18 protein-coding genes are annotated in these 20,609 nt (G+C 68.2%); 8 read left to right on the top strand and 10 right to left on the bottom strand.

Annotated features, from left to right (window positions below; genetic code table 11):
• Window positions 1-18: 18 nt before the first annotated feature.
• Window positions 19-933 carry a dihydrodipicolinate synthase family protein gene (locus AC1RVY_RS03595; protein WP_492805330.1) on the bottom strand — a complete coding sequence of 305 codons (915 nt, stop codon included), beginning with the start codon at window positions 931-933 and terminating at the stop codon, window positions 19-21.
• A gap of 483 nt (window positions 934-1,416) precedes the next feature.
• Between AC1RVY_RS03595 and alaS the strand changes: the two genes are divergently transcribed.
• Together alaS and AC1RVY_RS03585 are read left to right on the top strand one after the other, a co-directional pair.
• A complete protein-coding gene (gene alaS / locus AC1RVY_RS03590; RefSeq protein WP_218338689.1) occupies window positions 1,417-4,050 on the top strand; it encodes an alanine--tRNA ligase in 2,634 nt (877 codons plus the stop codon).
• Between the two features lie 98 nt (window positions 4,051-4,148).
• Window positions 4,149-7,127 carry an HD domain-containing phosphohydrolase gene (locus AC1RVY_RS03585; RefSeq protein ID WP_492805328.1) on the top strand — a complete coding sequence of 993 codons (2,979 nt, stop codon included), beginning with the start codon at window positions 4,149-4,151 and terminating at the stop codon, window positions 7,125-7,127.
• Window positions 7,128-7,220: 93 nt separating this feature from the next.
• Here the strand turns inward: AC1RVY_RS03585 and AC1RVY_RS03580 are convergent, their stop codons facing one another.
• The 5 genes from AC1RVY_RS03580 to AC1RVY_RS03560 all read right to left on the bottom strand — a co-directional run bounded on the left by AC1RVY_RS03580 (window position 7,221) and on the right by AC1RVY_RS03560 (window position 12,251).
• Complete coding sequence (locus AC1RVY_RS03580) at window positions 7,221-8,273, bottom strand: GGDEF domain-containing protein (protein WP_218295166.1); 1,053 nt, start codon at window positions 8,271-8,273, stop codon at window positions 7,221-7,223.
• A gap of 34 nt (window positions 8,274-8,307) precedes the next feature.
• Window positions 8,308-9,075, bottom strand: coding sequence for a tRNA (guanosine(46)-N7)-methyltransferase TrmB (gene trmB / locus AC1RVY_RS03575; protein WP_492805326.1), 768 nt, complete (start codon window positions 9,073-9,075; stop codon window positions 8,308-8,310).
• Window positions 9,072-10,049, bottom strand: a complete 978-nt coding sequence (gene gluQRS / locus AC1RVY_RS03570) for a tRNA glutamyl-Q(34) synthetase GluQRS (protein ID WP_492805325.1) — start codon at window positions 10,047-10,049, stop codon at window positions 9,072-9,074. Before gluQRS ends, trmB begins: the two co-directional genes overlap by 4 nt.
• Window positions 10,046-11,194, bottom strand: coding sequence for an NAD(P)/FAD-dependent oxidoreductase (locus tag AC1RVY_RS03565; RefSeq protein ID WP_255590813.1), 1,149 nt, complete (start codon window positions 11,192-11,194; stop codon window positions 10,046-10,048). Before AC1RVY_RS03565 ends, gluQRS begins: the two co-directional genes overlap by 4 nt.
• A 118-nt stretch (window positions 11,195-11,312) precedes the next feature.
• Entirely contained in the window at window positions 11,313-12,251 is a 939-nt protein-coding gene (locus AC1RVY_RS03560) for a LysR family transcriptional regulator (protein WP_218295163.1), read from the bottom strand.
• A gap of 105 nt (window positions 12,252-12,356) precedes the next feature.
• On the opposite strand from AC1RVY_RS03560, the gene AC1RVY_RS03555 reads away from it, so the two are divergent.
• From AC1RVY_RS03555 to AC1RVY_RS03535, 5 genes are all read left to right on the top strand, one after another.
• Window positions 12,357-13,058, top strand: a complete 702-nt coding sequence (locus AC1RVY_RS03555; protein WP_218338685.1) for a pirin family protein — start codon at window positions 12,357-12,359, stop codon at window positions 13,056-13,058.
• A gap of 46 nt (window positions 13,059-13,104) precedes the next feature.
• Entirely contained in the window at window positions 13,105-13,518 is a 414-nt protein-coding gene (locus AC1RVY_RS03550) for a DoxX family protein (RefSeq protein ID WP_218295161.1), read from the top strand.
• A 138-nt stretch (window positions 13,519-13,656) separates the two neighbouring features.
• A complete protein-coding gene (locus tag AC1RVY_RS03545) occupies window positions 13,657-14,211 on the top strand; it encodes a flavodoxin family protein (protein WP_218295160.1) in 555 nt (184 codons plus the stop codon).
• A 51-nt stretch (window positions 14,212-14,262) separates the two neighbouring features.
• Window positions 14,263-14,670: an OsmC family protein gene (locus AC1RVY_RS03540; RefSeq protein ID WP_492805323.1), complete on the top strand. Its 408-nt coding sequence runs from the start codon at window positions 14,263-14,265 to the stop codon at window positions 14,668-14,670.
• The gene (locus AC1RVY_RS03535; protein ID WP_492805321.1) at window positions 14,667-15,557 is read left to right on the top strand and encodes a pirin family protein; all 891 of its coding nucleotides are present in this window, start codon (window positions 14,667-14,669) and stop codon (window positions 15,555-15,557) included. Before AC1RVY_RS03540 ends, AC1RVY_RS03535 begins: the two co-directional genes overlap by 4 nt.
• Before the next feature lie 117 nt (window positions 15,558-15,674).
• Here the strand turns inward: AC1RVY_RS03535 and AC1RVY_RS03530 are convergent, their stop codons facing one another.
• The 4 genes from AC1RVY_RS03530 to AC1RVY_RS03515 form a co-directional block, all read right to left on the bottom strand.
• Window positions 15,675-16,421 (bottom strand): sulfurtransferase, encoded by a 747-nt coding sequence (locus AC1RVY_RS03530; protein ID WP_492805319.1) that lies wholly within the window; start codon window positions 16,419-16,421, stop codon window positions 15,675-15,677.
• 98 nt (window positions 16,422-16,519) lie between these two features.
• A complete protein-coding gene (locus AC1RVY_RS03525) occupies window positions 16,520-17,377 on the bottom strand; it encodes a MinD/ParA family protein (protein ID WP_218295156.1) in 858 nt (285 codons plus the stop codon).
• Between the two features lie 10 nt (window positions 17,378-17,387).
• A complete protein-coding gene (locus AC1RVY_RS03520) occupies window positions 17,388-18,155 on the bottom strand; it encodes a GGDEF domain-containing protein (RefSeq protein WP_218295155.1) in 768 nt (255 codons plus the stop codon).
• Between the two features lie 84 nt (window positions 18,156-18,239).
• On the bottom strand, window positions 18,240-19,952 hold the full coding sequence (locus AC1RVY_RS03515; RefSeq protein ID WP_492805317.1) for a SulP family inorganic anion transporter: 1,713 nt from the start codon (window positions 19,950-19,952) through the stop codon (window positions 18,240-18,242).
• A gap of 128 nt (window positions 19,953-20,080) precedes the next feature.
• On the opposite strand from AC1RVY_RS03515, the gene AC1RVY_RS03510 reads away from it, so the two are divergent.
• Window positions 20,081-20,572, top strand: a complete 492-nt coding sequence (locus AC1RVY_RS03510; protein WP_369642378.1) for a BON domain-containing protein — start codon at window positions 20,081-20,083, stop codon at window positions 20,570-20,572.
• Window positions 20,573-20,609: the final 37 nt, after the last annotated feature.

The following is a 20,609-nucleotide window of genomic DNA, read 5'->3' as shown; positions in this document are numbered from 1 at the left end:
CTGTCGGTCGGTACCGTCTCAGGCCACGGACTGGTACTCGGCGGGGCGTGTGTCCAGCGCCTTCCTGACGATGCGCTCGATGAAGGCGCGCTCCTCGCCAATCAGGGGCAGGCGCGGGCGGCGCATGTGCTCGGTGCCCACACCCACCAGCAGGTCGATCAGCTTGAGGTTCTGCACGAGCTTGGTGGAGACGTCGAGATGCAGCATGGGCGTCATCCATTGGTAGAGCTTGAGTGCCTCGGCAAAGCGGCCGGCCTTCATCAGGTCGTACAGCGCCACGGTCTCGCGCGGGAAGGCGCAGCCCACGCCGGCCAGCAGGCCGTCGCAGCCCAGCGCCAGGCCCTCGTAGGCCAGGTCGTCCACGCCCAGGAAGATCTGGTAGCGGTCGCCCAGCGCGATGCGCAGGTCGGTCACGCGGCGGATGTTGTCGGTGCTTTCCTTGATGGCTTCGATCCACTTGCAGTCCGCCAGCTCGGCGAAGTGCTCGGGCTTGAGGTCCACGCGGTAGGCCACCGGGTTGTTGTAGACCATCACCGGCTTCTGCGCGGCCTCGGCTATGGTGCGCACGTTCAGCATGGCTTCGCGCGCGTCGGCGACGTAGATCACCGAGGGCATGACCATGTAGCCAGCCACTCCGAGCTTGTTGCCGCCGTCGATGTAGCGCAGGGCGTCCCGGGTGCTGGTCTCCGAGACATTCGCCAGCACGGGGATGCGGCCGTCGGCGGCTTCCAGTGCGATCTTGGCGACCTGCAGCTTTTCTTCCAGCGAGAGGGTGCTGGCTTCACCCAGCGAGCCGCAGGTCACCAGGCCGTGGATGCCGTTGCGGATCTGGAAGTCGATGTGGCGCGCCGTGCCTTCGGCATCGATGCTCTCGTCGGCGTGGAACTTGGTGGTGATGGCGGGGAAGATGCCTTGCCAGCGGGGATGGTTCATGGATGGGCTCCTGAGGAAAAAGAAGGATGGGAAAAGGGCGGGGGTGGGTGGTGACGATGAAGTAGCGTTGCTTTAAATATATTAAGAAGATATTTAAAATATCTTGTCAGGGTATTTAGCATCTTGCGTGCCAGCCGGATTTGCGCTTGGATGGTCCCAAAGCGGGTGTCCCGGGCGTCGGCATGCCCCGCAGCGGGGCGCGGGCGGCCCCAGCGCAGTGCGCGGGGTGGGTGAATGCCCGGCGCAGGTGCGCCCAGGGCCCGGGCCTGGCCGAGGTGTCCCCGCACCCGGTTGCCCGGTTGCCCGGTCGACCTATCGGCAGGCAGCCCGTGCCCGGGCGGCATTGAATGAAGGGGCCTCCAGGGCCGGAGGCCGGTTCAGGCCGCCGTCTCGATAGAATCCGTGGTTCTCCCCATAAACCGGGTGGCCGCGCCGCGTGCGCGAGGCCCCTCACTGATCCAGGCCTGTTGCCCCTTTTCGCACATGACCCACAACACCACGCCTTCGTTCTCGGTTGCCGACATCCGCAAGTCCTTCCTGGATTTCTTTGCCTCCAAGGGCCACACCATCGTGGCCTCGAGCTCGCTGGTGCCGGGCAACGACCCCACGCTGATGTTCACCAACTCCGGCATGGTGCAGTTCAAGGACGTGTTCCTGGGCACCGACAAGCGCCCCTACAACCGCGCCGTGTCGGTGCAGGCCTGCCTGCGCGCCGGCGGCAAGCACAATGACCTGGAGAACGTGGGCTACACCGCGCGCCACCACACCTTCTTCGAGATGCTGGGCAACTGGAGCTTTGGCGACTACTTCAAGCGCGAGTCGCTGAAATGGGCCTGGGAACTTCTCACCACCGTGTACAAGCTGCCGCCCGAGCGCCTGTTGGCCACCGTGTACGAAGAGGACGACGAAGCCTACGACATCTGGACCAAGGAAATCGGCCTGCCGCCAGAGCGCGTGATCCGCATCGGCGACAACAAGGGCGGCCGCTACAAGTCCGACAACTTCTGGATGATGGCCGACACCGGTCCCTGCGGCCCCTGCAGCGAGATCTTCTACGACCACGGCGACCACATTCCCGGCGGCCCCCCCGGCAGCCCCGATGAAGACGGCGACCGCTTCATCGAGATCTGGAACAACGTGTTCATGCAGTTCGACATGGCCGAAGACGGCTCGGTCACGCCGCTGCCCGCGCCCTGCGTGGACACGGGCATGGGCCTGGAGCGCCTGGCCGCGATCCTGCAGCACGTGCACAGCAACTACGAGATCGACCTGTTCGACGCGCTGATCAAGGCCGCCGGCCGCGAGACCGGCGTGGCCGACCTGAACAACAAGAGCCTGCGCGTGATCGCCGACCACATCCGCGCCACCGCCTTCCTGGTGAGCGACGGCGTGATCCCCAGCAACGAAGGCCGCGGCTACGTGCAGCGCCGCATCGTGCGCCGCGCCATCCGCCACGGCTACAAGCTGGGCAAGAAGACGCCGTTTTTCCACAAGCTGGTGGGCGAGCTGGTGCGCCTGATGGGCGACGCCTACCCCAAGCTGCGCGAGCAGGAGCAGCGCATCACCGACGTGCTCAAGGCCGAGGAAGAGCGCTTCTTCGAGACCCTGGCCAATGGCATGGAGATTCTGGACGCAGCCCTGGGCGGTGGCGCCAAGGTGCTGCCCGGCGACGTGGCCTTCAAGCTGCACGACACCTACGGCTTCCCGCTGGACCTGACCAACGACGTGTGCCGCGAGCGCGACGTCGAGGTGGACGAGGCCGGTTTCAAGGTCGCCATGGAAAAACAGAAGGCCCAGGCCCGCGCCGCTGGCAAGTTCAAGATGGACAAGGCGCTGGAGTACACCGGCGCGGCCAACCAGTTCACCGGCTACGAACACCTGGCGGAAACTGCAAAGATCGTAGCTATCTACGTGGACGGGACAAGCGCTGCCGCCCTGAAGAGTGGTCAAAACGGCGTGGTGGTGCTCGACACGACCCCGTTCTATGCCGAAAGCGGCGGCCAGGTGGGCGACGAAGGCGTCATCACCAGTGGCTCGGCCCGCTTCGCGGTGGGCGACACGCTCAAGATCAAGGCCGACGTGTATGGCCACCACGGCACGCTCGAAGAGGGCACCCTGAACGTGGGCGACACCGTGCAGGCCCAGGTGAACACGGCCGTGCGTGCGGCCACGGTGCGCAACCACTCGGTGACGCACATCATGCACAAGGCCCTGCGCGAAGTGCTGGGCGGCCACGTGCAGCAAAAGGGCAGCCTGGTCAATGCCGACCGCACCCGCTTCGACTTCACGCACAACGGCGCCGTAACCGCAGCGGAAATCCGCGAGGTGGAGCGCCGCGTGAACGAGGAAATCCTGGCCAACCAGCCCACGCAGGCCCGCGTGATGGACATCGAGTCGGCCCAGAAGACCGGTGCCGTGATGCTGTTCGGCGAGAAATACGGTGAAACCGTGCGCGTGCTGGACATCGGCACCAGCCGCGAACTGTGCGGCGGCACGCACGTGCAGCGCACCGGCGACATCGGCCTGTTCAAGGTGGTCGCCGAAGGCGGCGTGGCCGCGGGCGTGCGCCGTATCGAAGCCGTGACCGGCGCCAACGCGCTCGCCTACCTGCAGCAGCTTGAAGACACCGTGACCCAGGCCGCCGGTACGCTGAAGGCCCCCGTGAGCGAACTCAATGGCCGGATCGCCCAGGCACTCGACAACGCGCGCGCGCTGGAGAAGGAAGTGGCGGCGCTCAAGGGCAAGCTGGCGTCCAACCAAGGCGACGAGCTGGTGAACCAGGCCGTCGATGTGAAGGGCCTCAAGGTACTGGCCGCTGCCTTGCCCGGCGCCGACGCCAAGACCCTGCGCGACACCATGGACAAGCTCAAGGACAAGCTCAAGACCGCCGCGATCGTGCTGGCCGCCGTCGATGGCGACAAGGTGCAGATCGCCGCCGGCGTCACGGCCGACAGCGTGGGCCGCCTGAAGGCGGGCGAGCTGGTCAACTTCGTGGCCCAGCAAGTGGGCGGCAAGGGCGGCGGCAAGCCCGACATGGCCATGGCGGGCGGCACCGATGCCTCCAGCCTGCCCGCGGCGCTCGCCTCGGTGGCCGGCTGGGTGGCGCAGAAAATCTGAGGACCTGGACGCCCTGCGGAGCGGTGGTCCGGGCGGCCACCGCCGAGCGGCGAAATAGGGGATGACGGGCCACCGCCTTTCCCCCTACATTGGTGCGCATGGACACCCTGCGCGAAAGCCCGCCAGAGCCCGTGCCAGGCCATGGCGCCCGCTCCAGCCCCTCCTCAGCCCCGGGGGCTGACGGACTGCCCTGGTGGCGGCGCATCACCGTTCCGTTCGAGGTGGTGATCGCCTCGGTGGTGGTGTCCGCCATGCTGCTGCTCACGGTGGTGCTGGTCTACCAGGTGGGTACCAGCGCGCGGGAGGCGATCATCGCGGCCTCGGACGACAGCGCCCGGCACATCAGCCAGCTGATCAGCGAAAGGGTGCACCACATCGTGGACCCCGCCGATGCCACGATCCGGCTGCTCGCGTTCGATCCCATTGCCTCGGCGACCAGCCTGCAGGCCCGGCTGCGCCGCCTGCCGGTGTTTGCGCGCCTGCTGGAGCAAAATCCCTTGCTGTCGGCGGTTTTCATCGGATATGCCGACGGGCAGTTCCTGCTGGTGCGACCGCTGCGCGATGCGCAGCTGCGCACGCGGCTGGACGCGCCGGCGCAGGCCGCGTTCCTGCTCCAGTCGATGGCCCGCGAGCGCGGCACCACAGGCCTGGTGGGGCGCTGGAGCTACTACGACGCGCAGCTGCGCCTGCTCGAATCCTCCGTGCGCCCTGGCTACCTCTACGATCCCCGCTCGCGCCCCTGGTACGCCGAAGCGGCAGACAAGAACACACAGATACTGACCGCGCCCTATGTGTTCTTCACCACGCAGGAGGTGGGGGTCACGCTGAGCCAGCCCAGCGAGGACGGGCGCGCCGTGATCGGCCTGGACGTGGCGCTCACCGACCTCGGGAGGGAGATTGGCAGCCTGCGGCTGATGCCCCGCACCGAGATCGCCGTGGTGGACCCGGCCCAGCGCGTGCTGGCGTATCCGGACATGTCGCGCGTGCTGCTGCGCGAGGGTGGGGAGACCAGCCTCAAGCTGCGCACGCTGAAGGAGCTGGGTGTGCCCAGCCTGCAGGCCCTGGGCGGCGGGGGGGCGGCGAAGGGGCCGTCGCGCCGCTTCATGGCCGATGACGAGGAGTGGCTCGCCACGGTGCTTCCCCTGAAATCGCAGCGCTGGCAGGGGCTGCACATCCTGATGGCGATCCCCACCGCCGAACTGCTGGCGGATGTGAATCAGAACCTGTGGCGCCAGGTATGGCTGTCCCTGGGGCTCATCGTGCTGATGCTGCCCGTGGGATGGATGGCCGGGCGGCGCGTGGGGCGCAGCCTTTCGGGGCTGGCCACCCAGGCGCAGGCGCTGGCGCGGTTCGATTTCCGGCGGCCAGCGCACCGCCTGTCGCCCGTGCGCGAGGTGCGCGAACTGGGCCAGGTGATGGACCGCATGTCGGACACCATCCAGGAGTTTCTGCACATCACCCACCACATCAGTGCCGAGTCGCGCATGGAGCTCATGCTGTCCAGCGTGCTCTACGAACTGGTGCGTGCCACCAGCTGCACGGGCGGGGCGGTGTACCTGGTGGAGGAGCAGCGGGCGGGGCTGCTGCGCACGGCGCGGTACTGCGAAGACCCCGAGCACCAGCCACGGTACCCGGACCACCTGCCCATGGTGCATTTCATCAACCATGCCGAGCCGCAGCCCGGCGACCAGGAGGAGGGCGATGGGGACGCCATGCCCCAGCGCGTGCTGCGCGTGCAGTTGCGCACGCGCGATGGGCAACCCCTGGGCCTGCTGGTGCTGCGCTACCTGTCGGACCCGCGGCAGGAGGATGTCCATTTCCGGGCGTTTGTCGAGAAGCTGTCCGGCACCTTGTCGGTGGCGATTGAAACGCGCGGCCTGATCGAGGGGCAAAAGAAGCTGTTCGACGCCGTCATCCGCCTGCTGGCCGATGCCATCGATGCGAAAAGCCCCTACACGGGGGGCCACTGCGAGCGTGTGCCGCAATTGGCCGAATCCCTCATGCAGCGCATGTGCGAGGCGAAGGAGGGGCCTTTCGCGCAGGTGGCGATGACCGATGCCGAACGCTACGAGTTCCGTCTGGGCGCCTGGCTGCACGACTGCGGCAAGGTCACCAGCCCCGAGCACATCATCGACAAGGCCACCAAGCTGGAGGCGCTGTACAACCGCATCCACGAGGTGCGCATGCGCTTCGAGGTGCTGTGGCGCGATGCCGAGCTGGACTACTGGAAGCAGCATGTCTCCGGCGTGGACCCGGTGCGCCTGCAGCGCGAGCTGCTGCAGCGGCGCGACCGGCTGCAGGAAGAGTTCGCCTTCGTGGCGCGATGCAACGTAGGGGGCGAATTCATGGCCGATGCGGACGTGCAGCGGCTCGCCGGGATTGCCCGCCAGGTGTGGCAGCGGCATTTCGACGACCGGCTGGGCCTGTCGATGGCGGAGATGGGGCGCCTGGCGGACGTGCCGGTGCGCCCCCTGCCCGCCAACGAGCCCCTGCTGGCCGACCGGGCCGAGCACATCGTGCCCTGGGGTTCCCGGCGCCCGCCGGTGGAGGCGGGCAACCCGGCCAACAAATGGGGCTTCGACATGGCGCTGCCGTCCCAGGAGGCGCATCTGGGCGAGTTGCACAATCTGTCGATACGGCGCGGAACCCTGACCGCGGAAGACCGCTTCAAGATCAACGACCATATCGTGCAGACCATCGTCATGCTCAGCGGCCTGCCGTTTCCGCCGCACCTGGCGCGTGTGCCGTCCATCGCGGGCTCGCACCATGAAAAGCTCGATGGCACCGGGTACCCGCGGCGCCTCAAGGCGGCGCAGCTGACACTGGCGGACCGCGTGATGACGCTGGCCGACATCTTCGAGGCGCTGACGGCGGCGGACCGTCCGTACAAGGCCCCCAAGACCTTGTCCGAGTCGCTCCGGATCATGGCCCACATGGTGCGTGACCGCCATATCGATGCCGAGGTGTTCCGCTTCTTCCTGTCCAGCGGGGTGTGGCTGGACTACGCCGAGCGCTTCCTGCCTGCCGCGCAGCGCGATGCGGTGGATGTGCCGGCCCTCGTGGCGTCGCTGGACTGACGGCGCGCGCCGGGTACGGGCGCTGCCTCCTTCGAGCGGCTGCGGCGCGATGGCTGCCGCCGGGGAACGCCGCGCGAGACAGCCGGCCGCTTGCTAGAACAGCTCGACGTCGTCGTTGGCGACCTTGGCGGACAGATGGCCGGTGGCCACCAGTTCATCGTAGAAGCAGACCTGGTTGCGGCCATGTTCCTTGGCGTAGTAAAGCGCCTGGTCGGCCTGGCCCAGTATTTCCACCGGCGAGCCCCGGGCCGTGCTCACGAAGCCCAGGCTCACGGTGACCTGGCCCACCTGGGGAAAAGGGTACTCCTGCACCGCCAGACGAAAGCGGTTGAAGACCCGGTGGGCCGTGCTCAATGTGGTGGAGCGCAGCAGCACCACGAACTCTTCGCCGCCAAAACGGAAGATGCGGTCATGGCTGCGGAACGAACTGCGCAGGATGTTGGCAATGAGGATCAGCACCTCGTCGCCATACAGGTGGCCGAAGCGGTCGTTCACCAGCTTGAAATGGTCGATGTCCACCACCGCCAGCCACTGCTGCACCGGTTCGCCGGGCAATGAGCCTTCTTCAGGCGGGAACGATTCGGTCAGGGGCCCCGAACGGCTGCTGGCCAGCCCGCTCACGGCGTGGCGCGAGAACTGTTCGTCGAAGGTCTTGCGGTTGAACAGGCCCGTGAGCGCGTCGCGTTCGCTGTAGTCGAGCAGGCTCTGGTAGTTCTGGTAGACCTGGAACACGCCCTTGAGCACTTCGAGCTTGTGCGCCGAGAACGGGCGGGAGTGCGTGATTTCCAGGCAGGTGTTGACCTTGTCGTGCATCCACACCGGCAGCCAGAGCACATGGCGGCCCTTGCGCGGCGAGGCCAGCGCGCTGTCGCCGTGGCTCGCGACGCATTCGCGCAGGGCGGGATACTGGTCCAGCGTTTCCCGCCGGGGGTCTGCGGCGGCTTCCGAGTCGGTGGACACCAAGTGCCCCTCTTCCACCCAGGTGCGTGGACGCACGTGGGGCACGCCGGCATGCGTGAACAGCTCCAGGGCCCTGACTTCAACGATGCCGCTGAGCTTTTGCAGCGTGGACAGCACCGACACCTCCAGCCGCAGGTGGTCGCGGTGGCCGGTCATCTCAACCAGGTTCTGAAGAATGGGCTTCATGGGTGGTGTACGGTGGGCCGGCGCGGTCATGTTGTCAATGGCGTCGCACGAACACAACATCCCACACACCGTGCCCCAGCCGCAGGCCGCGGTTCTCGAACTTGGTGAGGGGCCGGTAGCCGGGTTGCGGGGCGAAGCCCGTGGCGGTGTTCTGGAGCCGGGGCTCGGCGGCCAGTACCTGCAGCATCTGCTCGGCATAGGGCTGCCAGTCCGTGGCGCAATGCAGGTAGCCGCCGGGCTTCAGCCGCGCGGCCAGCTTGGCCACCAGGGGCGCCTGGATCAGGCGGCGCTTGTTGTGTTTCTTCTTGTGCCAGGGGTCGGGGAAGAAGATGTGCACGCCATCCAGGCTGCCTTCGGGCAGCATGTGGTCGATCACCTCCACGGCATCGTGCTGCAGGATGCGGATGTTGGTCAGCCCCTGCTCGCCGATGCGCTTGAGCAGGGCGCCCACGCCGGGTTCGTGCACTTCGCAGCACAGGAAGTTGTCGTCCGGGCGGACCCCGGCGATATGGGCCGTGGCCTCGCCCATGCCGAACCCGATCTCCAGCACCAGCGGGGCCGTGCGGCCAAAGGCCGCGGTGGCATCCAGCGGCGCGGGCGCATAGGGCAGGATGAAGCGGGGCCCCAGGTCTTCAAAGGCCTTGGCCTGGCCCGTCGTGGTGCGGCCGGCGCGGCGCACGAAGCTCTTGATGGTCTTGGGATGGCTCACGCCGGCGGGGGCTCCACCAGTTGTCGTGGAGGCCGCAGAGGGCGCGGCTGGCGCGGCGGCGGGGGTGGAGGCGTTGTGGGTCAGTTCGGTCACGGTGCGACATTGTAGTTTCGTCGCCACGCTGCCACCCAGAGGGTCAGCGCATCCGAGATGCAACGGGTGTTCGGATCTGTCAGCGGCGGCAGGCCCAGCACCTGCGCGGCCCCGGCCAGTGCCTGCAGGGGGACGGCCAGCTCCAGCGCCCGGGCCCCGTTCTGCTTGGACAGCTTTTCGCCGTTCTCGCCGCACACCAGCGGCGTGTGCAGGTAGCGGGGCGTGGGCACGCCCAGGGCCTGCTGCAGCAGGATCTGCCGGGGCGTGTTGTCGGCCAGGTCCTCGCCGCGCACGACATGGGTCATGCCCTGGTCCGCATCGTCCACGACGACCGCGAGCTGGTAGGCCCAGAGCCCGTCGGCCCGGCGCAGCACGAAGTCGCCCACGGCATGGGCAACGTCCTGCCGCTGTGTGCCCAGGCGGCGGTCCTGCCAGTCGAGGATGCCCGATGCTATCGAATATGTAGCTGCTCGCGATTGATCCGTATGCGCCAGGGCCTGATCTGGCTGAAACTCTGTGGCATTGAAGCGCCAGGAGCGGCCGGTGCGCCCGTGCAGGCCGTGGCGGCAGGTGCCGGGGTAGGGGAGTGCCGCATGCCGCTCGCGTGCATGGCCCAGGGCCGCCTGGGCTTCTTCGATGTCCTTGCGCGAGCAGGCGCAGGGGTAGGCATGGTGCTGCGCGATCAACTGGTCCAGCGCCCGCTGGTACAGCGCGCCGCGGGTGGATTGCCAGACTGGCGGCGCATCGGGCACCAGGCCGCAGGTGGCCAGCTGCCGCAGGATGAACTCACCGGCGCCGTCCACGCAGCGTGGCGTGTCCACGTCCTCGATGCGCACCAGCCAGCGCCCCTCGTGGGCCTGGGCGTCGAGCCAGCTGGCCAGTGCGGCCACCAGCGAGCCCGCGTGCAGCGGGCCCGTGGGAGAGGGCGCGAACCGGCCGGTGTAGCGGGGCCCCGCGGCCACGCCCGCCGTCATGCCACCGCGAGTGCCAGCTCCAGGCCCGACACGAAGGCATCCTCCACCCGGTGGCCCAGGCACCAGTCGCCGCAGGCGCCCAGGCCCATGCCCGCGTCCCACAGGTGGCTGCGGCCCAGCGGGTGCGTGGTTTGCGCGTAGCGCCAGCGGCGCGTGTCGGCATGGGCGGGTTCGGCCCGGATGCCGGTGACCTCGGCGAACGCCTTGATGAGCTTGGCTTGCACGCGGCCTTCGTCGTCTTCCAGGTGCTCGGCGGACCAGGCCGGGCTGGCCTGGACCGTCCAGCGCTCGATCACGTTGCGGCCGGGCTTGGACGATTCGCGCGCCAGCCAGGCAATCCGGTGGTGGGTGCTGCGCGCTGCGTTCCATTGCGGGCCCAGCGTGGTGAGCCCGGGGCGCACGGCCTGGGGGTAGGCCAGCATGAGCGTCCAGCAGGGGGCGATGGCGACGGTGGAAAGCGCTTCGGTGAGCGGCGTGTCCAGCGCCGAGCTGGCCAGGAGCGCCTGGGCGGGCACCGACGGCTGCGCGAGCAGCACGGCGTCAAAACCCGCGTAGACGCGCTGGGTGCCGCCCGGGCCTTCGGTGCGAAGCTGCCAGCCGGGGGCATTCACGGAGTCGCGTTCGATGCGGACCACGCGCGTGCCGGTGACCAGCTGGCCTGCCTGGCGCAGCGGCTCGGCCCAGGTGGCCACCAGCGACTGCATGCCCGGGCTGGCCACCCAGTGCGCCTCGCGATGGGGCAGGCCGGCGGCGGCCACGCGGCCGGTGGCGTCGAGCACCTGCACGGAATTGGCGCTCCAGCGCTTGCAGATGCCGGGCACGGTGTCGATGGCGCGCGCGAAGCGCGGATCGCGCACGGTGAAGTACTGCGCGCCCGCGTCAAAGTTGCCGAACGGGCTGTCGATGGTGGCGGTGCGGCCGCCGGCCTGCGCCGATTTCTCGAACACCGTCACGCGGTGCCCTGCCTGCACCAGCGTGCGGGCGCAGGCAATGCCCGCCATGCCGGCGCCGATGATGGCGAAGTGCCGCTGCGCGGCCCCCGAATACGTGGTGGGCGCCGCGTCCGTGGCCGGCACGGAGGCGGATGGCCCGGAGGCTGCGGTGCGTCGGTGCCGTTTGGCGGGGCGTGGAACGGGGTTGCTCATGGAAGGCCTTTCGATGACGGTCGGCAGGTGAAATACACGGCCCTGCGCGCGTGAGCGCAAATGCCATGCAACAGGAACCACTCTACACGCGCTGCGGCGCGTGGGCGTGTGCGCCGGATCAGAAATGATGGTGGTTTTCCAGCAGAGCGCGGCGGGTGGCGGGGCTTTGCAGCTGATGGAGCCACCATTGCAGCGCGCGGCCGGGGGCCGTGAAGCCCGGGCCGCCCCAGGCGTAGTGCACGCGGACGTTGCGTTCGGGGCGCGCCACGCGGCGCGCCACCAGCCTGCCGGCCTCGAGGTACGGGCGCACCATGGGTTCGGGCAGGAAGCCGCCGCCCAGGCCGCGCAGCTGCACGCGCACCTTGGCCTGCATGGTGTCCACGGTGAGCACGTCCTGTCCGCCCAGCAGGCCCATGGTGGCGCCGCCGCGCGTGGCCGAATCGGCCACCGCCACGGCGCGGTGCTGCAGCAGCATGGCGTCGGTGATGGGCTCGGGCGCGGAGGCCAGCGGGTGGTGCGGCGCCACCACGTAGATGAACAGCAGGTCCCCCAGGGGCGCCTGCTGCAGGCCGGCCACGTTGGCGCCGGCGACCGACACGCCGATGGCCAGGTCGGCCCGGCCCGAGGTCAGGGCCTCCAGGGTGCCGGTCATGATGCCGTCGCGCAGTTTCAGCCGGGTGGGCGGGGCCATGGCGTAGAACGCGTCCACCAGCTCCAGCATGGTGTGCGGCGAGATCGCGCCATCGACCGAAATGGTGAGCTGCGGCTCCCAGCCGGTGGCCACGCGGCGCACCCGGTGGGCCACGGCATCGATGTCCTGCAGCAGGCGCGCGCCTTCGCGCAGCAGTTCGACGCCCGCCTCTGTGGGCTTGGCCTGTCGGGCGCTGCGGTCGAACAGCAGCACATCCAGCGCGTCCTCGATCTGGCGCACGCGGTAGGTGAGGGCGCTGGGCACCAGGCCGAGCTGCCGGGCGGCGGCGGCGAAACTGCCCGCCTCGGCGATCACCTGCAGCATGGTCAATGCGTCAGGGGTCAGGACATCACGGGCATTTTGCATGGTGGCGCCATGTTAATTCAGATTATTTGAACGGTTCCATCAATCTGGCAGCCCCTGCGTGCTGGACCCGGGTTCTACAGTGGGGGCTTGAAAGGAGCACGCGCCATGCTGACTGTTCGCAAATCACAAGACCGGGGCCATGCCGACCATGGGTGGCTCCATTCGTTCCACAGCTTCTCGTTCGCCGGCTACTACGATCCGGCCCACATGGGCTTTGGCAACCTGCGTGTCATCAACGAAGACCGCATTGCGCCGGGCACGGGGTTCGGCACGCACGGCCACCGGGACATGGAAATCATCAGCTACGTGCTGTCGGGCGAACTGGCCCACAAGGACAGCATGGGCAACATCCTGGGCATTCCGCCGGGCGACGTGCAGCGCATGAGCGCGGGTTCGGGCGTGATGCACAGCGAGTTCAACCATGCGCCGGGACAGACGACGCACTTCCTGCAGATATGGATCGAGCCGAACGTGCGCGGCATCCCGCCAAGCTATGAGCAAAAGACCTTTGCCGAGGCGAGCAAGCGGGGCGCGCTGTGCCTGGTGGCCTCGCCCGACGGCGCGCACGGCTCGGTCACGATCCACGCCGACGCGTCCCTGTACGCCGGCTTGCTCAATGCCGGCGAGGCCGTCACACTGGCCCTGAACCCGGCGCGCAAGGCCTACGTGCACCTTGTGCGTGGCGGGCTCACGGTGAATGGAAATGCTCTGTCGGGCGGCGACGCCGCGCTGATCGAGAACGAAACCGCCTTGTCGTTGACCCATGGCCACGATGCCGAGGTGCTGGTGTTTGATCTGGCCGCCTGATAGTTACCTGACGTTCTTTTCGCAACCACTTCTCCAGGAGTTCACCATGTTCACATCCCTGCAAAATCCCCTGGCCCTGGCGTCCCGCCTGCTGCTGGCGGCCCTGTTCCTGCCCGCGGGCATCGGCAAGATCACCGGCTTTGCCGGTACCGTGGGCTACATCGGTTCGGTGGGGCTGCCCATGCCGACCGTCGCTGCCGCCGTGGCCGCGGCCGTCGAGGTGCTGGGCAGCCTGGCGCTCATCTTCGGCCTTGGCACGCGCTTTGCGGCCCTCGCGCTGGCGCTCTTCACGCTGGTGGCCAGCTTTTTCTTCCACGCGTACTGGAGCCTGCCCGCCGACAAGCAGATGATGCAGCAGCTCATGTTCTTCAAGAACGTCGCCATCAGCGGCGGCCTGCTGGCCCTCGTCGCGTTTGGCGCGGGCGGCTGGAGCCTGGACGCCCGGCGCGGTGCGCGCTGAACTGCGCTGACGGGGCCGGGCCGCTACGGCGGCGGCGTGCGCGGGCAGCGCAGCCCATGCACGCCCTTGCGCCGCGCCTGCTTTTCTGATCTCCACCTGTTTTCATTCACTGCTTGCTTCCCCATCAGGAGTTTCTTCATGGCACACATCGCCGTTGTTTACCATTCGGGCTACGGCCACACCCAGCGCCTGGCCCAGGCCGTGGCCGAAGGCGCGGGCGCCGAGCTTGTCGCGATCGATGCGGACGGCAACCTGCCCGAGGGAGGCTGGGACACGCTGGCCGGCGCCAGCGCCATCATTTTCGGTTCGCCCACCTACATGGCGGGGCCGAGCTGGCAGTTCAAGAAATTCGCCGATGCCTCGTCCAAGCCCTGGTTCAGCCAGGCGTGGAAGGACAAGCTCTTCGCCGGCTTCACCAACAGCGCCAGCACCAACGGCGACAAGCAGGTCACGCTGGACTACCTGTTCCACCTGGCCATGCAGCATGGGGGCCTTTGGGTGGGCAACGGCATGATGCCTGCCAACTCCAAGGCCGCCACGCGCCAGGACGTGAACTGGATCGGCTCCTTCAGCGGCGCCATGGCGCAGTCGCCATCGGACGCCTCGGCCGCCGAGATGTTCCCGGGCGACCTGGCGACCGGCCGCCAGTTCGGCGAACGCGTGGCGGCCGCGGCCCTGCGCTGGGCCCGCTGAGCGCGCGCTTCACGCTACAGTGGCCCGCACGAGAACAAAGGAGAAGCTCCCATGACCATCGAACTGCGGCGCATCCCCGGTGCGCCGATGGCCCAGGCCGTGCACATCCGCGGCCACGAATTCGTGGCCGACGGCAGCGTGCAAGAGGGCGGCGCCGACAGCGGCCCGAACCCGCATGACCTGTACGACGCGGCGCTGGGCGCCTGCAAGGCGCTCACCGTGCTGTGGTACGCGCGCCGCAAGGGCCTGCCCGTGCAGGACGTGCACACCGTGATCGAACGCGACGCCTCGGCCGAGCGTGCCGGCACCTACCGCCTTTCGGCGCGGCTGCAGATCAGCGGCGACCTGACCGACGCACAGATCAGCGAGCTGGAAACCGTTGCGCAGAAATGCCCGGTGCACAAGCTCATGACCACCGTGACGACGGAGATCAGCACCTCGGCGGAGCGCATGCCATGAGCGGGCCGATCCTGCAACTCAAGGGCCACGCCAAGGACCTGGGCGGCGGCTTCACCGTGCGCCGCCTGCTGCCCGCCGTGCAGCGCCAGGCGGTCGGGCCGTTCCTGTTCTTCGACCACTTCGGCCCCGTGACCGTGGTGCCGGGAGACAGCCACGACGTGCGTCCCCATCCGCACATCGGGCTGGCCACCGTGACCTATCTGTTTTCCGGCGCCATCATGCACCGCGACAGCCTGGGATACGTGCAGCAGATCGAGCCTGGCGCCATCAACTGGATGACGGCCGGCCGGGGCATCGTGCATTCCGAGCGGCGCCCGGAAAGCCTGGCGGACACGGCCTACGTGAACCACGGCATCCAGCTGTGGGCGGCCCTGCCCACGGCGCACGAGGAGGCGGAGCCGTCGTTCGTGCACACGCCGGCGGCCACCATCCCCGAGGTGCGCGTGGGGGACGCGACGGTGCGCGTGCTCATCGGCACCGCGTTTGGGCAGACCTCCCCGGTGGCGACCTATTCCCCCACGCTGTATCTCGACGTGCAGCTGCCCGGGGGCGCCACGCTGGAAATCCCGGCGCTGGCCCAGGAGATGGCGGTGTACACGGTGGACAACCCCGTGCAGCTCGATGGCGAAACCCTGGGTGCGCAACTGCTCGCCGTGGTGGAGCCGGGCCAGGGCATGCGCCTGTCCGTGCCCGGCGAGGCCGCTGCGCGCCTCATGGTGATCGGCGGCGATGCCCTCGATGCGCCGCGCCACATGTGGTGGAACTTCGTCTCCAGCCGCAAGGAGCGCATCGTGCAGGCGGCGGACGACTGGGATGCGCAGGCCCTGGGCCAGGTGCCCGGCGAGGTGGAGTGGATACCGCTGCCCGAGCGCCGCTTCACCAAGTAGGCAGCCACCTTGGCGAAGGCCCCTGCCCGTTCATGCGAGGCGGTGGCCCCGCATGGCTGCTTGCTGAATTTTCAAGCCAAACAAGGTGACAGCGCTTGTCCAGCAAGCGCTGGTTGCTCAGTTTTTTGATTCTTCGGCCGCCGACAGGTCGCTGGCCAGCACCGCGCGTTCGTCGAACACAAAGCAGCCACCGCGGTAGTGGGCGCCATCGGTCAACTCGAAATACTTGAGGATGCCGCCTTCGAGCTGATAGACATGGGAGAGGCCTTCCTCGCGCATGAGGATGGCTGCCTTCTCGCAGCGGATGCCGCCCGTGCAGAAGCTCACCACGGTCTTGTCCTGCAGCGCATCCTTGTGCGCGCGCAGGGCGGGGGGGAATTCGGTGAACTTGCCGATGCGCCAGTCAATCGCGTTGTCGAAGGTGCCGTGGTCCACCTCGAAGGCATTGCGCGTGTCGAGCGTGACCACTTCGCGGCCCTCGTCGTCGTGTCCCTGCTCCAGCCAGCGGCGCAGCGTGGCCGGGGCCACGGAGGGCGCGCGGCCCTCCGCGGGCTGGATGGCGGGATGGTCCATGCGGATGATCTCGCGCTTGACCTTCACCAGCATCTTGCGAAACGGCACCGTGGCCGACCAGCTTTCCTTGGGGTCGAGGTCGGCGAAGCGCGCATCGGTGCGCAGCGCATCCACGAACCCGCGCACCGCGTCCGCAGGCCCCGCCAGGAAGAAGTTGATGCCTTCGCCTGCCAGCAGGATGGTGCCCTTGAGGTCCGCCGCGGTGGCGCGCGCTTGCAGCAGGTCGCGCAGCGCCGCCGCGTCGGGCAGGGGCACGAACTTGTAGCAGGAGATATTGAGGATGTTGTCCATGGGATTCACGGCAAGGCAGCGCAATGGGGCCGCTGCGCTTCGCCTTCCGCGCGGGCCGCCGCCGTGCAGCCCGGGGCCCGCAGCAGCCCGCGGGCTGCTCAGGGGGCGGGCGTCAGCAGCGTGGTTTCGATCTTGTTGGCCAGCTGGGCAATGGCCAGGGCCGCGGGGCAGCCCGGGGTCTGCAGCAACAGCAGCTGGCGGCGCATCACGGCGTCGCGCACGGAAGGGTCGGCCGGGATGTCGCCCATGTGGATGAGGCGCATGGGGCGGCCCGACTCGGTGCTCACAAAGCGGTCCAGCACCTGTTGCAGCTGGCTGGTGATGGCACGGCCATCGCCCGGGCGCGCGGCCTGGTTGATGACCATGCGCACGTGCTGGCGCTTTTGCTGCATGGCCAGCACCTTGATGGCCGCATAGGCGTCGGTCAGCGAGGTGGGTTCGGGCGTTGCCACGATCAGCACCTCGGAGGCGAGCGAAATGGAGAACAGCACCACGTCGGAGATCCCGGCGCCGGTGTCGAGCAGCACCACGTCGTACTGGGGCGTGAGCGCCTGGATCACGCTCAGGAACTGGTTGCGCACCTCGGGCGTCAGGCGCGAATACTCGACCATCCCCGATCCCGCCAGCAGAACGTTGAAGCCGCCGGGCGCCTGGATCACGGCTTCGTCCAGCGTGGCCTTGCCGGTGAAGACATCGTGCAGCGTGATTTTCGGGTGCAGGTTCAGCACCACGTCGAGGTTGGCCAGGCCCAGGTCGGCATCGAGCACCAGCACACGCTGGCCGCGGCGGGTCAGGGCGGCGGCCAGGTTGGCAGAAACAAAGGTCTTGCCCACCCCGCCCTTGCCGCTCGTGACCGCAATGATGCGGGCGCCCCCGGGGGCGGGAGCGTGGGGCGTGGCCGGGCCGGCAGGAACTGCTGGCGATGTGGGTGGGGAGGGGGACAGCGCGTCGCTCATCTTCTAACTTTCAGTAGGCGCTGCCTGTTGGGTCCAGCGGGGGCAGATCGCCCCAGCCCGAGGGGGTGTAGAGCGGTCCGAACAACAGGCTTTTCTCTTCGGCACTGACCGTGCTGTCGGGTTGCTCCTCGATGCTGACGCGGTTGCGGCCTTCGGCCTTGGCCTGGTAGAGCTGGTGGTCGGCACGGTCCGTCCACAGCAGCGTGGTCGAACGGATCCACTGCATGGCGAAGGCGCCGCCTATGCTCACCGACACGTTGAGCTCCACCGTGCTGGAAACCCGGATGGGCGTGTTGGCCACGGCGCGCCGGATGCGCTCGGCCACCACGCGGCCAAACCCTGCCTGGCATGCGGGCAGCACCACCGCGAACTCTTCGCCGCCATAGCGTGCCAGCGTGTCCATGGGGCGCACACAGGCATTGAGCGTGCGGGCCACCGACTGCAGCACGATGTCGCCGGCCAGATGGCCATGCGTGTCGTTCACCTTCTTGAAGTGGTCGATATCGAGCATGAGCAGCAGCGCGGCCTCGCCGGAGCGCGTGACGCGGTCGATTTCGCGCTCGAGCACCGCCCGGAAATGCCGGCGATTGGCCAGGCCGGTGAGCGGGTCCTTGAGGGACAGCTCGCACAGGCCGTCGATCAGGCCCTGCAGGTAGCGCGAAGGCACCTCGCGGTGCAATGCAGCTTCGCTGCCGCTGGCCTGAGCCACCAGCGCGTGTGCAGTATCCAGGCGAAGGTCGCGCAGATCTACAAGGTAAGAGGCCGCAGAGTCAGACACAAATGGAGCAAAGAGAGTTTATGAAGTGTACCAGTGCGTCAGCAAAAAGAGGGCCAGCCCTGTGTCTAGGTGAAACCCGCGAAGCTATCCTTGGGCGGGGGCCGTAGAAGGGGGCAATGGCGAGGGTGGCAACAACTGCAGCGCCATTAAGGCGTCGGCATCGGTGCGGTACATCGCCAGGCCGGCGCCGGCGTCCAGCAGGCCCGCCTGGCGCAGCACCCGCTCCACGGGCAGCTTGAGGCCGCTCAGGTGCAGCGTGCCGCCGCGGGACCGCAGCAGGGCCAGCAGGTGGGCGAAGGTCTCCACGCCCGTCACGTCGATGCGGTTGATGGGCTGGGCCAGCAGGCACAGGTGCACCACCTCCGGGTGGGCCGCCAGGTGTTCGGTGACGCGGCGCTCCAGCGCGCTGGCGGAGGCGAAATCGAGTTCCGCATCCATGCGCAGCGCCAGCAGCCGAGGGGCGAGCGCGGGAAGATGCCACAAGTGCCGGTCGCGCAGACTGCCGTCAGGGTGCAGGCCCACCTCGATGATGCGGGGATGCAGCCGCTGGTACAGGAAGTGGCTCAGGTTCATCAGCAATCCCACCAGCACTCCCCAGTACATCCTGGGTGCCGTGGCGAGCGTCAGTGCGAAGGTGACGCCGCCGATCACCGCCTCCACCCGCGATACCCGCCACAGCCGCAGCAGCGTGCCAGGCTTGATGAGGCTGGTCACCGCGGTCACCACTACGGCCGCGAGCACCGATTGCGGCACGTGGTAGAGCGCCGGCGTGAGCCAGAGCAGCACCACCAGCACCAGCGCGATCGCAAAAACGGTGGCCCAGCCGCTTTTTGCGCCCGCGTACAGGTTGATGGCCGACCGCGAGAACGAGGCGCTGGTGGCAAAGCTGCCGCACAGCCCGCTGCTGATCTTGGCCAGGCCCTGGCCAATCAGATCCTGGTTTTCGTTCCAGCGCTCGCCCGAGCGCTGGCTTTCCACCTTGGCGCTGGACGCGGTTTCGAGAAAGCTCACCAGCGTGACCACCAGCACCGGCATCACCAGGGCGGCGAATCCCGACCAGGGGAGGGCGCCGGGCCAGTAGGGGGCGGGCAGCCCCGAAGGCAGCGCCCCCACCACGGCGCCACCAGCGTCCGCATAGCCCAGCGCCCAGCTCAGCGCGCCCGCAGCGCCCACGACGACGATGGCGGCGGGGAAATTGGGCCGCCAGCGGCGTGCCAGGGTCAGCAATGCCAGGCTTCCCAGGCCAAAAGCGGCCGCGGCGAGGTCAAACAGGCCGGGCGAGGGCGTGGACAGCAGCGCGCTCCAGTCCGACCGCAGGCCCGTGAGCGCCGCGAGCTGAGAGCCCAGGATCAACAGGGCCGCCGCCTGCGTGAAGCCACTGAGCACGGGGGATGTCACCAGGTTCAGAAGCCAGCCAAAACGCGCGATGCCCATCACCAGCTGCAGCAGTCCGGACATCAGGGCGATCCATGCCGCCATGGCCACCCATTGCGCGCTGCCCGGCTCGGCCAAGCCCGTGAGCGAAGCGCCGATCAGCAGGCTGGTGAGCGCCGTGGGACCCACGCCCAGACGGGTGGACGCACTGAACAGCACCGCCACCAGGGCGGGAATCAGCGAGGCATAAATGCCTGTCACGAGCGGCATGCCGGCCAGGGCCGCATAGGCGACCCCCTGCGGCACCAGCATCAGGCCCACCGTCATGCCGGCCCAGAACTCCCCCTTGAGCAGGGCGCGGTCGGGCCGGGGCCAGGAGAGAAAGGGAAGCCAACGGGTCAGCGAGGAGGGGAAAGCAAGCATGCATCCATTGTCGCCCCTGCCGGGGGACGTACCGGCACCGTCCTACAGACGCTTCGGTGGCGTCCGACCCACCGTGACCCCAACAACGATTACATTCACGCCATGTACCAACCGCAAGGAGTTTCCGCATGAACAACCTGAAGATTTCCCAGCGTCCCTCGCACCGTATCGCCACCATCCTAGCCGTGAGCGCCCTGGCCCTGGGCCTGTCGGCCTGCGGCAAGAAGGAGGAGCCCACCGTGGGCCAGCGCCTGGACTCTGCCGTCGAAAAGACCGAGCAGGCAGCGGCCGACGCCCGGGCCAAGGCAGAAAGCGCGATGCAGAACGCCGAAACCAAGGTGGAGCAAAGCGCCGCGAACGCAGAATCTTCCGTCAAGGAAGCGGCCAGCAAGGGCATGGTGTTCCTCGACGACGCCGGTATCACCGCGCAGATCAATGCGAGCTTGGCCAAGGATCCCGATCTGAGCGCCGCCAAGATCAATGTCAACACCGTCAACGGCCGCGTGACCTTGAACGGCCCGGCGCCTTCCACCGTCGCCCGTGAGCGCGCTGAAACCATTGCCAAGGCCGTGAGCGGGGTGACCTCGGTCAACAACCAGCTGGTCGTGACCGCCAGCTGATTCGCCTGCCAGCGCGCCGTAGCCGCGCCGCACGCCA

It is taken from the genome of Acidovorax sp. GW821-FHT11A03, from assembly GCF_058809075.1.
Note: the sequence above shows the minus strand (reverse complement) of the source record. Positions and strands in the feature narration are given on the sequence as shown.